The 12556-nt window shown below is 46.0% G+C and carries 9 protein-coding genes; 4 read left to right on the top strand and 5 right to left on the bottom strand.

The features are described from left to right. Positions 1 to 31: 31 nt before the first annotated feature. The 3 genes from mdoH to AELLOGFF_RS05125 form a co-directional block, all read right to left on the bottom strand. Positions 32 to 2212 carry a glucans biosynthesis glucosyltransferase MdoH gene (gene mdoH, locus AELLOGFF_RS05135; protein WP_200842605.1) on the bottom strand — a complete coding sequence of 727 codons (2181 nt, stop codon included), beginning with the start codon at positions 2210 to 2212 and terminating at the stop codon, positions 32 to 34. Then, positions 2200 to 3795, bottom strand: coding sequence for a glucan biosynthesis protein G (locus AELLOGFF_RS05130; RefSeq protein WP_159267672.1), 1596 nt, complete (start codon positions 3793 to 3795; stop codon positions 2200 to 2202). The genes mdoH and AELLOGFF_RS05130 overlap by 13 nt, the downstream gene beginning before the upstream one ends. A gap of 835 nt (positions 3796 to 4630) precedes the next feature. Next, positions 4631 to 6244: a class I adenylate-forming enzyme family protein gene (locus AELLOGFF_RS05125; protein WP_159267671.1), complete on the bottom strand. Its 1614-nt coding sequence runs from the start codon at positions 6242 to 6244 to the stop codon at positions 4631 to 4633. Positions 6245 to 6515: 271 nt separating this feature from the next. Between AELLOGFF_RS05125 and dapE the strand changes: the two genes are divergently transcribed. Continuing rightward, entirely contained in the window at positions 6516 to 7652 is a 1137-nt protein-coding gene (gene dapE / locus AELLOGFF_RS05120; protein WP_159267670.1) for a succinyl-diaminopimelate desuccinylase, read from the top strand. Here dapE and AELLOGFF_RS05115 read toward each other — a convergent pair. Further along, complete coding sequence (locus AELLOGFF_RS05115) at positions 7649 to 8404, bottom strand: class I SAM-dependent methyltransferase (protein ID WP_159267669.1); 756 nt, start codon at positions 8402 to 8404, stop codon at positions 7649 to 7651. The two genes, dapE and AELLOGFF_RS05115, sit on opposite strands and share 4 nt — an antisense overlap. Positions 8405 to 8574: 170 nt before the next feature. Here AELLOGFF_RS05115 and AELLOGFF_RS05110 point away from each other — a divergent pair, with 170 nt between their 5' ends. Together AELLOGFF_RS05110 and AELLOGFF_RS05105 are read left to right on the top strand one after the other, a co-directional pair. Continuing rightward, positions 8575 to 8868: an RNA recognition motif domain-containing protein gene (locus tag AELLOGFF_RS05110; RefSeq protein ID WP_159267668.1), complete on the top strand. Its 294-nt coding sequence runs from the start codon at positions 8575 to 8577 to the stop codon at positions 8866 to 8868. Next, positions 8858 to 9118 (top strand): VF530 family DNA-binding protein, encoded by a 261-nt coding sequence (locus AELLOGFF_RS05105; RefSeq protein ID WP_159267667.1) that lies wholly within the window; start codon positions 8858 to 8860, stop codon positions 9116 to 9118. The genes AELLOGFF_RS05110 and AELLOGFF_RS05105 overlap by 11 nt, the downstream gene beginning before the upstream one ends. Before the next feature lie 10 nt (positions 9119 to 9128). On the opposite strand, the gene AELLOGFF_RS05100 is transcribed toward AELLOGFF_RS05105, so the two are convergent. After that, on the bottom strand, positions 9129 to 11288 hold the full coding sequence (locus AELLOGFF_RS05100) for a molybdopterin oxidoreductase family protein (RefSeq protein ID WP_200842604.1): 2160 nt from the start codon (positions 11286 to 11288) through the stop codon (positions 9129 to 9131). Between the two features lie 245 nt (positions 11289 to 11533). Here AELLOGFF_RS05100 and AELLOGFF_RS05095 point away from each other — a divergent pair, with 245 nt between their 5' ends. Continuing rightward, complete coding sequence (locus AELLOGFF_RS05095; RefSeq protein ID WP_159267666.1) at positions 11534 to 12511, top strand: AraC family transcriptional regulator ligand-binding domain-containing protein; 978 nt, start codon at positions 11534 to 11536, stop codon at positions 12509 to 12511. Positions 12512 to 12556 lie beyond the last annotated feature (45 nt).

The following is a 12556-nucleotide window of genomic DNA, read 5'->3' as shown; positions in this document are numbered from 1 at the left end:
TAGAAGGGAGCATTAGTACATTAATTAAGCATCAGCTAAACCCATGACTGATACCGGTGTATCTATGTAAATTCGATAATGCTTTAAATAAATCAGGCGTTCCCAACACATAGGTTTTTTCCTGTTTATTAAGGTAACTAACCGCTTCACTTACACTGTTTGCATCGTATATTTTCATGGTTGCTGTTGCTTCTATCACGTCTACTTGCCCAGCAACTCTTAATGGAATAGGGTCTATCAGTGCTAGATGTCTTGCACGGCATTTCGGGTCTGAAGCCGTTACAACCAAATCAGGTGCATTATGCACTGATTCGTCATAAATACCTCTTGTCTCATTCATTGCTTTGAGAATGTTCGGCTCTTCTTTTTCATACGGGGTCGATAATATTCTGCATCTTTTAATGAAATGCCCAATGGCCCATGAGCCCGTTAACATAGATAAAGGCACGGATAACAACATGCCGACAATGGCAGGCGATAACCACGCCAACAAAGCCAATGAATTAAGGTAACCTGCAATGGTTAATAACAATCCTGCAACCATGTGCCAACGATGCCTATATATCAAATGCTTAATGGGTAAGCTGCCATCGTCGCGCCGTTGTGGATTCCAGCCTGAGTCTTGCCCCATTAAAATCGAGAATACAGCGCCGGTGTGGATAAGCATCATAATAGGGGCAACCATCGCCGATAAAATCACTTCCACCATAAAGCTGATTATCAACATGAAAAAACCCCCGCAACTTTTTCTTAAAGGGCTATGAATCATGTATGACACCAGCCCCAAGGTTTTTGGTGTAAACAGTATCACCATGGTAAAAGCAAATAAGCTTAAGGCTCGAGCAGCATCCATTTGTGGCCAAGTAGGAAATAAAGAAAACTCATCACCAAAGTATTCAGGGCGAATAAACTCAGCCTGCAAAGAGAGTGCTAATCCCACTAAAATTAACATTAACCATAAAGGAGACGAGATGTATGACATGATTCCCGTTAATAAATGCGTGCGACTTACCCAATGCAAGCCCTTCGCCGTTATAATACGACCATGTTGTAAGTTACCTTGACACCAGCGACGATCACGAATGGCTAAATCTGTCATGGAGGGGGGGCATTCTTCGTATGAGCCGTAGAGATCAGCTGCAATGGTTACACTCCAGCCAGCTCGTCTAATTAATGACGCTTCTACAAAGTCATGACTTAAAATATGACCACCAAATGGTGGTGCGCCTTTAATATTGGGCAAGCCGGCCGCAGACATCATCGCTTGAGTGCGTATAATCGCATTATGGCCCCAGAAGTTACCTTCTTTATGAGTCCACCAGGCAAGCCCACTGCCAACAATCGGGCCATAAACACAAGCGGCAAATTGCTGTAACCTTGCCATTAATGTTGTGCCATTAATTAACTGCGGTATGGTTTGAATTAAACCTGAATCTGAGTCAGCTTCCATCCGGCGAGCTAACTCAAGTATAGTATCTGCTTCCATTAAACTATCAGCATCTAACACTAGTAAATGATCGTAACTTGCCCCCCAACGTTTACAAAAATCAGTTACATTACCGACTTTTCTCGCTGTATTTTTTTGACGTCGGCGATAATAGACATTAATAGAATGACCTAACCGTTCACGTAAGGTATGAAAACAAGCCTCTTCTTTTAACGCAACATCCGGATCAGTGGTGTCACTGATGACAAACCAATCAAATGCTTTATTTTCTCCTGCTTGAGCAATAGCCGTTGCCATAACTTCAATAGATGCATAAATACGGTCTGGATCTTCGTTATAGGTTGGCATTAATACTGCGGTTCGCCCCACTAATGCATTCATCAAACGTTTTGGAATAGCGCGACGTTGTGAGAAAACTAAAAAGAAGCCAACAATCGAGGCACTAAAAGAAATGGTGATCCAGCTAAACGTTAATGCAAATAAAACAAGAAATACATATTGAATAAAGGTCATGTTATTAGCACCTAAAACCGCATGCATTTCATTAATGCCCCATACAGACAGTAACAATGATGAGCCAAGGACTAACCATCTTCTACCTGCTTGAGAGCGAACACCATTAACATTAACAGGCGAGCGCTTACTATTAGTATCAAAGTGACTTAAAGATTGAACAGGCATTTCCTTATGATGTTCATCTGGCATACCTGATTCAATACAGGCATGCTCTGATAGAGCTGGCTCATCCAACATTATTTTGTCCATTGATACATCCAGCTTTCCGCTTTTCTTCCATCGGTAAACTGTAAATCTAATTTCAATTCGATTAATTCTGAATCAAGTGGATCTAACTCAAAAGTGACTCGGTATCCATTAGCCTGATTCTCTGCGACAACCACGTTATGAATTTTACCTGCTGTATTTTCGATTAGTGCGGTTGGCTTTTGAAGGTCAACCTTATCTGTAGGGATTGGAAAGCGGTAGTCAATAACAAATAAGCGTTTTTCAGTTGGACTATTGATGCTCGCACGACCACTTCGAGTTGCCTCAACAATAGCTTCACCTTTAGCAAATGATGGTGCATGCCCCCACAGTAGACGATAAGAAAAGTGATATTCAGAACCTGCTGGAATCACTTCACTTGGTGACCAGTAAGCAACAATATTATCGTTAACTTCAGAGTCTGTCGGGATCTCAACTAATACAACCGACCCTCTTGCCCAATCACCAACAGGCTCTACCCATAAACTAGGACGTTGTTCATAATTAGCTTCTAAATCTTGAAAGTTATTAAAGTCGCGGCTGCGTTGTATTAAACCAAAACCAATAGGGCCGTTATCACTAAATGCACTGACCTCTAAGTTGTTAGGGTTACGCAAAGGACGCCATAAGCTATCACCTCTACCATTAACCATTAACAAGCCATCCGAGTCGTGAACACGGGGACGGAAGTCATCAACTTGATCTCGTTCATAAGAAGAGAACATGAACATACTGGTTGCTGGCGCTAAACCTACCTTATCTAAATCTTCACGAGGAAATAGAGTGGCTTCGACATCCATCACGGTATCCTCACCTGGACGGATAGTGAAGCGGTAAGCACCGGTGGTACTTGGACTGTCCAGTAACGCATAAACGACGATTGAACTGCTGTCATTAGCTGGTTTTTCTATCCAAAATGCCCGGAAAGCTGGAAATTCCTCACCTTCCGGATCTGCGGTTTTAAGCGCCAAACCCCGTGATGACAAACCATAACCTTGGTTTTTTCCTAGGGAACGAAAATAACTACCACCTTGGAAAACGGCCACTTCATCGTAATAATCAGGGGTATTTAACGGATTATGTAAACGAATTCCTGCAAAGCCAACATCCGCATTGGGCAGTGGTTGTTGCATCACTTCTCCTGTTGTAAACATATCAGGACTGTATCGTAAGTGCTGTGATTGACCATTTTCTACGATAGCCACTTCTACGGTTTCTTTAAAATAAAAACCACGATGAAAAAGCTGCATTTGAAAGGGTAATAACTCATTTTTCCAAATAGACGCATTTGGATTAAAGCGTATATCCCGGTATTGGTCATAGCTCAGCTCTTGTAATGCAGCGGGTAATGTAATACTTGGCTCTTGATATGGTTTTTTAGCCAATTCACGAGCTAAATCTGCAACCGTATTGCGATTAAAGTCACCATCAACGGCATAAAGAGCTTTAGTGTCATCTTTTGTTTGTATTGAATCGTCATTAGTATCAAAAGGCACTTTAGATAACGCTAAACTTGGCAATAAGCAGCCTAAAAAGACTAACTTATTCAAAGTAAAGGGGCGTAACGTTTTAGCTAACAATGGCATATAATTAAAATCTCCAGTGGTTACTAAAAATAAAAAACATACTTAGGCAACACTTTATATGGTGATATTATATTTTTTATAAAAATCCCTAAGTCACTTTATGATTTTTTTTACATGCCACTTCGATTTAAAAAATATAAATCTTTCATTTAGTTGATCAGATCTCATTTCGTAGACAACTAGCCACCTCAATAGTTTCAGCTTAAATAGCGGCTAGATTACTCGCCATTCATTAACTATGCGGTAACTTGCTGATATCAAACTCAGATTTCTATGCAGGTCATTGTCATTTGGTGTAGATACAAAGCGAGGTTTCTGTCGTTAATACGAATTAGACCTATCCATCCACATTATTAGGAGCAAGCTGTACTAGGTACATCGCATATAGGTGGCAGAAGCTATGCATGGGAACATTAGCAATAAAAGCTTGTGACGCTTCTCACTGAGGTGCAAGAGCAATAAACAGGACCAATGACGGCTGCATTACTTGGCTCACAATATTGAGAAGATCGCGCATTATGGGCAGTCGTTGCAATGATGGGATACGTGATAGCAGGTAGTATCACGATGGGTTTGAAAATCGGGAAATCACTCTTACTGACAAATAAGAAAATTCTCAACTTCATTGTGGATTTAGAAATACCAGTATTTAAACGTCCATTCTTTCAATAGAACCATTAATTCACTCAGGCCTGAACGACAACTTTTTACCAAAAGCAGCAATCAGGTTGTAAAAGCTGACAGCGTATGGGTGAATTGATAAGGGGCTAAAAGAAGCCCCTTTCTACGTAGATATTGATCTCACAGGACCAACATCCCTTTTAGCATCACGGTCTCAATGGATAATAGCTTTACTATCTGCTATTTCACGGAGCTTATTCTTTGCGACTTTTTCCAAGGTTGCGCGAGGGAATTCGTCAACAATATACACCGCCCTCGGTACTTTAAAATCAGCAAGGTTGGCTTTGCAATGTTCGATAATCGCTTCACTAAATGCCGCGTCATCCTCTGGCGCACCCCAGCCTTTTATCACAAAGGCGACCGGCACCATATCCAACATATCATGGGATTTTGCAACAACAGCGACCTCACCTACCCCACCACCGGGCACTTGCATACACACTTCTTCCACCTGCCTAGCGGATACATTTTCGCCACCGACTTTAAGCGCATCCTTATCGCGGTCAGTAAAGAAGAAATTGCCTTCGTCTCCCACACTCACCATATCGCCGGTTTTAAACCAGCCATTGGGTGTGAATGATTTGGCCATGGCCTCTTCGTTTTTATAATATTCAAGGAAGAGATTAATCCCGCGTGTACCTTGTACCCACAACTCGCCAATCTCGCCCTTTTTACATAATGCGCCCGTCTCTGGATTGACGACCGCCAGATGATAACCCGGTGTTGGTTTACCAATTGAGCCTTGAGGCCAATCACTCACAAAGTCAGAACGGGTCGCGTGGGTGACTGTTTCTGTCATACCCCAACTAGCAAAGGGCTGCGCTTTAAGCCAACCCTCAATTTCCTTCCAGATAATCCCCATCGGCATCACTTTTAAGCTGTGGTTTTCTGGTACAGCCTGCACACCAATCGCTTTAAAGACGAAGGGAATCATTGAGCAGTGACTCACTTGGTGCTTGTCAATAACTTCCCAAAAACGACTGGCTGAAAACTTGGGCTGAAGAACGGCTGTGCCGCCAACGCCTAAAGAACCCCAAAATGCCCAACTTTGGCAATTCACATGAAAGAAAGGTAAAAACCCTAAATAGACACTATCGGTAGTCATTCCCATACTTTGCGAGCCCATATTGCCAGACCAAAGCGCATTGGCATGAGTGTGTACCACCGCCTTGGGTAATGAGGTGGTACCCGAAGTAAACATAATTCCCGCCGGAAGCATAGGTTCTGCTGGGCGGGCCGGAAACGCGTCGGGGTCGCCATAGAGCTCGCTAAACATCACCGCACCATCAACGGTTTCTTCGGCTGTTTCACCCGCGTTATTATCAGTGACGACAATCCATTCAAGACTGACAGCGCTTTTGCGAATTTCCTCTAAGAACTTTGGCTGGGTGATCGCACCCACAGCGTCAGTGTGCCGTGCAAAATAGTCAATCTCGCCCCCCACACTGCGGGTATTGGTGGTAACGCCAACCGCACCAATTTTAGCGCAGGCATACCACGCCAAAACCATCTCTGGGCAATTCTCTGCATGAATCATGACTTTGTCGTGCTTGCGCACACCTTTGGCGAATAAGCCTCCAGCAATCCTGTTTGTCTCTGCGTCAAAATCAGCATAGCTCCAGCGTCGATCCTCTCCTGAGCGCGGCTCCCATATCATAAAGGGATGATCTGGTTTAACACGTGCCCAGTGCCGCAAACGCTGAGGTATATCCTGGTCAGCAAAATCAAATTCGGCGGCCGCCACCGCCACGTCCAAATCCACGCTCATATCTTTTCCTCTAATTATTATGGTCTAAGCCTTCACGCCACCACACCGTCAAATTTCGGGTAGCCTGACCATTTACAGAATTTGATCATAGCTAAGCTAGACTAGGCTCTCTATGACATTTCCACTCATTTGGACCTGCAATGAGTGTTTCCGTCAGTCATCGTCTTAACAAGCTCTTGTACCTGTCAGATAAGGTAGTTTCTGCTAGAATAGCGCGCTGATTAGTTCAGCCACTTTTTCGTTTATCCACTAAAAAGCCGACCCCATACCTATGACAAGCCTCTCGCCTACGATTCAACTTGCCTGCGACTTAATTAACAGGCCCTCTGTGACACCACTAGACGCCGATTGCCAAGCTATGATGATGGCTCGATTAGAGAAAATTGGCTTTAAGTGTCAATCATTGCGGTTTGACGATGTAGATAATTTTTGGGCCGTGCACGGCGATAGCGGCCCCATATTTTGCTTTGCCGGACACACTGATGTGGTGCCCACCGGTCCCGAAGCCAATTGGCAAACCCAACCCTTTAACGCCGTGATTCAAGACGGTATGTTACGTGGGCGTGGCGCCGCTGATATGAAAGGTAGCTTGGCAGCCATGATTACGGCCTGCGAAAACTTTGTTAGCGCACACCCAAACCACAGTGGCCGTATCGCGTTTTTAATTACCAGCGACGAAGAAGGCCCCGCCATAAATGGCACGGTAAAAGTTGTTGAATGGCTTGAACAGCAGAACGAAAAAATCACCTGGTGCTTGGTGGGCGAACCCTCCTCAACCGACAGCGTGGGCGATGTGATTAAAAATGGCCGTCGCGGCTCGCTTGGCGCCGTTATGACGGTTCGTGGTGTTCAGGGCCATGTCGCCTACCCGCATTTAGCCCAAAACCCCATCCACCTCGCGGCGCCCGCGCTAGCGGCACTGGCAGCGGAAGTCTGGGACGAAGGCAATGATTTTTTCCCTGCAACCTCGTTTCAAATATCCAATATCAACGGTGGTACCGGTGCTACCAATGTAATCCCCGGTGAACTACAAGTGATTTTTAATTTTCGCTTCTCTACCGAATTAACCGCCGACATCTTAAAAAGCCGCACCCAAGCCATACTTGATAAACATGGCCTTGATACCAGCATTGAATGGAATTTGAGTGGCCAACCCTTTTTGACCTCAGAGGGTCCCTTAGTTGAAGCGGCCCAAACTGCCATTAAAGCGGTCACCGGAACGGACACCATTCTGTCGACGGCAGGAGGCACTTCCGATGGTCGTTTTATTGCCCCAACCGGTGCACAGGTTGTGGAGCTAGGTCCTGTGAACGCAACCATTCACAAAGTGGATGAGTGTGTGAAGGCGGAAGACTTAGATAAGCTGTCGCTAATGTACGAAGGCATGCTGAAAGCGCTGTTAAGCTAATACCCTTTAGGAAACGCCTTTAAAGGGTATATATCAAATCGTACCGCTTTACCGGTAACCGATAATTGCGGTTTTCGCTCCGCCAAATAAGGTGCTTTTGGCGGACGTTTTACCACGACGCGATGACGGGCCCGCTGCAAAGCAATTTCCAGTAGCGCATCGCTGTCTTGATCTAGCCCGACCAAGCTATGAAATAAGCGCATCTCTTTTTTTACCAAGGCAGATTTCCCCGACACCGGAAACATCGGATCTAAATACACCACATCGGGACAGTCCTGCTCAGACAAACTCGCCAAATACTCGGCTCCACTACCATGATGCAACTGCATTCTGCTGGCAATCTCAGCACAATCACTGCTCTTTTCAGCTCGCCGTAAGCCATCAGCCAATAAAGCTGCCACCACCGGCATGCGCTCACAGAGAGTCACCGTGCAACCATGGCTCGCCAATAGAAAACTGTCCCTTCCCAAACCCGCCGTGGCATCGACCACACTTGCGCGATGACGGCTCCCTCCAATGGCCTTTAGCAATAGCTCTTTACCTGGATGACGCTTGCGCAATGCAAGCTCAAAATCAACCGCGACAGGGTGTTCACGATTCACCGGCGGCAAGCCTATAACAAGGCGTTGATCGTGATAGAAAACATGCACTTGATTTGGATCATCACTCCAGTCATTGACCAAGCTAAGATCCAAGTGTTGCGCGAGCGCGTCACTACTGGCGTCGGTTTTTAATACAACAGGGGTTAACACAACACTCACACAAGCCTTTGTACTTTAGATAAGAGACGTGATGGTAGGCCATTTAGGAGAATGAGAACAGTCAATCTCCGAGCCTATCCCTAAAGATATCAGGCGAAGAAAAGGCCCAAACCAGCTATAATCGATTTAGTACCAACTATACCCACTGCAATGGCAACACCATGAAATTATTGATTCGTAATTTAAACCGCACCACCTCAGAAGCTGAACTTTTAGACCTATTTGAAGAATTTGGCAGTGTGCAATCCTTAACCATCGTCAGAGATGAAAATGCAGATCTGTCCAAGGGTTTTGGTTTTGTAAATATGCCCAAGGCCGGCGAAGCCAAAGTCGCAATGCAAAACCTGAATGGAAAAATCATTGCTGGCTTTAAAATTCGTGTCAAAAAAGCTGACCCCAGCCCTGCGCCAAACAGCGATGACAGCGCTGCACTTGATGATAGCGATGAACACTAAACCTCCCAGCAACGCTGAAAACAACGCCGGTGCGAAAGACCCTCTGCACGGCGTCACCTTAGCCATGATAATGACGGAGCTTGAAGCCAGTCTTGGCTGGGAAGAGCTCGGGCGGCGGATAAAAATCAAATGTTTTACCGACAACCCCAGCGTGGCGTCTAGCTTAAAATTTTTGCGCCGCACCCCTTGGGCACGGCAAAAAGTTGAAGCGCTGTATATTCGCCATCAGCGCGCTAGCCGTAAAGTGTAATTACTACTCCTTACGCACTAACCGCCTCATTCATAGACATGGACTCAAGGGTGACGGGAACGCCATTTAGCACGGCATTTCCTGACAGCTCATCAATATGCATTTCATCGGTAAGGTCATTAACGCTAACACCGGCATGAGCTTCTGCTGTCTGCCATTGCGTTCCGCTCAGGCTATGCCCCCAGCCATGCGGGATGCTAATCACCCCAGTCATCATCTCGTCACTGAGCTGCGCGGCTAATTCAACACTTCCCACCCGTGAGCTCACTTTGACCATATCGCCATCGGCAATAGCCAATGCCTGAGCATCAAGCGGGTTAATTAAGGCCGTGCAGCGCGATTTACCTTTTACCAAACGGTGACTATTGTGTAGCCACGAGTTGTTGCTGCGAACATCGCGGCGGCCAATCAATAAGAATTTTTCTGGTACGCCATCATTGTCAAAGAATTTACTATCTACCCTTGCCAAATCTTTAAGGAAAAACTCAGCCTCAAGATGAATCTTTCGATCTCGGTGGTATAAACCTTTAGGCAATGCCGGTTTCAGCGCACCAAGGTCTACACCGTGAGGTGACCGCTTTAATTTGCCCAAAGACAAACCTTTAAAGGGGTTTAAGCCACCACCGTAAGGGCCCTGACGCAGTAAAAAGGTCAGTAGCCCAGCTGGGCCAGCACTTCGCAGCAATTGTCGACTTAGCTTTTCTTTCAGCCCCTTTGGCGGCTGAAGACGATCGCGCAAGCTCAGTAAAATTTCCCAGTCGTGACGAGCGTCAGCCTTTCGCGGAAATAAGGCCTTGGCGTAACGCGCATTATCACGCACGGCTAAGACATTAAAAATCACATCGTAATGCTCCCGCTCCAATGGGCTGACTGGCGGTAAAATAAAATCGGCATGACGACTACTTTCATTTATGTAGAAGTCGATTGCCACCTGCAACTCCAAGTCCTTGAAGGCGCGATCTAGCTGCTCGCCATTAGGCGTTGATAACACTGGGTTACCGGCAATCAATATCATGCCCTTGATTTGCCCCTCGCCGGGCGTGGTAATTTCCTCCGCTAGGGCCGCCACAGGTAGCTCGCCATTAAATTCGGGTAGCCCCCGAACTCGGCTGTGAAAACGGCCCATATTGCCACGACCACTCTGGGCAAGAATATCGACAGCAGGCTTGGTAAACATTAAGCCACCCACGCTATCCAGCCGCCCGGTGAGCATATTAAACAGCATAATAAGATACTGGCTGAGCGTGCCAAATTCCTGCACCGACACGCCAAGACGGCCATACAACACCGGTGCTTTGGCACTGCAAAAATCACGAACCATATCACGGATAATCGCGGCAGACATACCGGTTATCGGCGCTACTTTTTCGGGACTGTACTCAGTAAATTTATCCGCCAAGCTCATTGGTCCCTGGTCGAAATGCTTGGCTACATTTCCGGTATTGACCAAGCCCTCAGCAAACAGCACATGCAACATAGCTAATAACACCAGCACATCCGTACCTGGACGCACAAAATGATGGGCATCGGCCAACTCTGCCGTGGCAGTGCGGCGAGGGTCTACCACTACCACCTTGCCCCGTTTACGAACGTCCTTTAGCCGCTGTTTAACATCGGCCACGCTCATAATACTGCCATTTGAGGCTAGCGGATTAGCGCCAAAAATAAGGAAATGATCGGTATTATCTATATCGGGAACGGGAATTCTGAGCTGGTGGCCAAACAATTTCCAAGACACAATATGGTGAGGCAACTGATCAACCGACGTCGCAGAAAACTTATTTTTGGTATTTAACGCTCGTAATACACTGCCACTCATCAGTAAGGAGCCGGTATTGTGAACATTGGGATTGCCTAGGTAGACACCAAGTGCATCATTGCCATGTTTGGCCTGCAAGGATTGGATACGCGCCACTACTTTATCGAATGCCTCATCCCAAGACAGCTCCCGCCACTCACCATCCACTTTTTCCATGGGCTTGCGAATTCGATCGGGATCTTCATACAAATCTTTTAAGGCGATGGCCTTGGGACAAATGTGACCGCGACTAAAACTATCTTCTGCGTCGCCCTTAATGCTGCTAATTTTCTCGTTCTCTACCGTGATTTCGATACCACACATCGCTTCACATAAATTACAGGTGCGGTAATGTTTTTTTGCTTCAGTCACGGGATCACCTCTCTCAAGCATCATTATTGTCATGGAGTGCGTCGCAATAGCGCACGCGTTATAGTCGATGTTAGCAGCGAATACAAAGAATTACCTCTTTATCGCTACAACACAGCGGTCTAGTGGAGCAAACTGCCCCAATAACTTCGCATCAGTTTGAGGCACAGCCATAACAGCATAGTGCAAACTAGGCATATATTTTGCTCGCAATGAACAAAAGGATATAACGACAATATGGGGAAACGATGAAGCCAGCACTAACCGAAGACGATGACGTACTCCATGCTCTTCATGCCGCTTGTAAGGACCTTGGCATTGATTTAAAAGACGTTCTAGTAAAACTGCAACTGTCTGAAAAATTATTATCTCAAGCTGGCCAACTTGTCCCCAGCCACTTGCTCAATATAGTGTTGGAGACCATTGCCAAAGATTTTCACTGCCACGATATCGCCCTACACATTGCCCGCAAACTGCAATCGCCGCAGCTGGGCCTTCCCACCATGCTCATGGCTTTAAGTTCGGATGTTGCCGCCGGTCTAAACCACGCCAGCCATTACACGGCGTTTTATCATGATACCGGCTACTGGCAAAGCCAAATCAGCGGTGATCACGTAACCCTGTTCAAATCCACTAACAGCTTCAGTCAAAAATACTACCGCCAACGCAATCTATTAGGCACTGCACAAATGTTTTTACTGCTGAGCAATTTGTCAGGCCATTTATGGCGCCCCGATAAAGTGGATTTTAGTTTTGCTGACCCCGGTGCAAATTTTTCTAAGACCTTCCACGACTTTTTCGATTGTGACATCCGCTTTGACCAAGCCAATGACGCCATCCACTTTCCCGTCGATTATTTGGAATTTAGCATCCACAGCAGCGACCCCACGCTGTTACGAAGCATGGAGCTACACATTAAAAGCCTGCACGAGGAGTTACTTCACAACCGTAACTTTATTGAGCGCGCTCGCTTACTGCTTGATGAACGCCTGCGGTTTTCCCATTGCAGCGAAGATGAGCTTGCGTTTTATATGGACCTTTCAACAGCGGATTTAAAGCGCGAATTGCAAAGCGCTAACACAGATTTCGATAGTCTCTTAGAGCAGCAGGTTTGTAAACGGGCAAGCCACTATCAATCACAAGTTCATGTGCCAAACGACGTCATTGCATCGATGCTAATGCCAGACAATACGCCCCATTTCTATGAGCTTTTTTACAGCGAGTAATCTCACTTAGAATATCCCGCTCAACATTTAATACATCCAACAAAA

This window comes from Zhongshania aliphaticivorans, assembly GCF_902705875.1.
Lineage (GTDB): Bacteria > Pseudomonadota > Gammaproteobacteria > Pseudomonadales > Spongiibacteraceae > Spongiibacter > Spongiibacter aliphaticivorans_A.
The sequence above is the reverse complement of the archived record's forward strand: the minus strand, read 5'-3'. Positions and strand labels throughout refer to the sequence as shown.

Bases quoted from the DNA above. Each gene is read 5' to 3' on its own strand.
- mdoH (WP_200842605.1), bottom strand. From the start codon at position 2,212: ATGGACAAAATAATGTTGGATGAGCCAGCTCTATCAGAGCATGCCTGT.
- AELLOGFF_RS05130 (WP_159267672.1), bottom strand. From the start codon at position 3,795: ATGCCATTGTTAGCTAAAACGTTACGCCCCTTTACTTTGAATAAGTTA.
- AELLOGFF_RS05125 (WP_159267671.1), bottom strand. From the start codon at position 6,244: ATGAGCGTGGATTTGGACGTGGCGGTGGCGGCCGCCGAATTTGATTTT.
- dapE (WP_159267670.1), top strand. From the start codon at position 6,516: ATGACAAGCCTCTCGCCTACGATTCAACTTGCCTGCGACTTAATTAAC.
- AELLOGFF_RS05110 (WP_159267668.1), top strand. From the start codon at position 8,575: ATGAAATTATTGATTCGTAATTTAAACCGCACCACCTCAGAAGCTGAA.
- AELLOGFF_RS05105 (WP_159267667.1), top strand. From the start codon at position 8,858: ATGAACACTAAACCTCCCAGCAACGCTGAAAACAACGCCGGTGCGAAA.
- AELLOGFF_RS05095 (WP_159267666.1), top strand. From the start codon at position 11,534: ATGAAGCCAGCACTAACCGAAGACGATGACGTACTCCATGCTCTTCAT.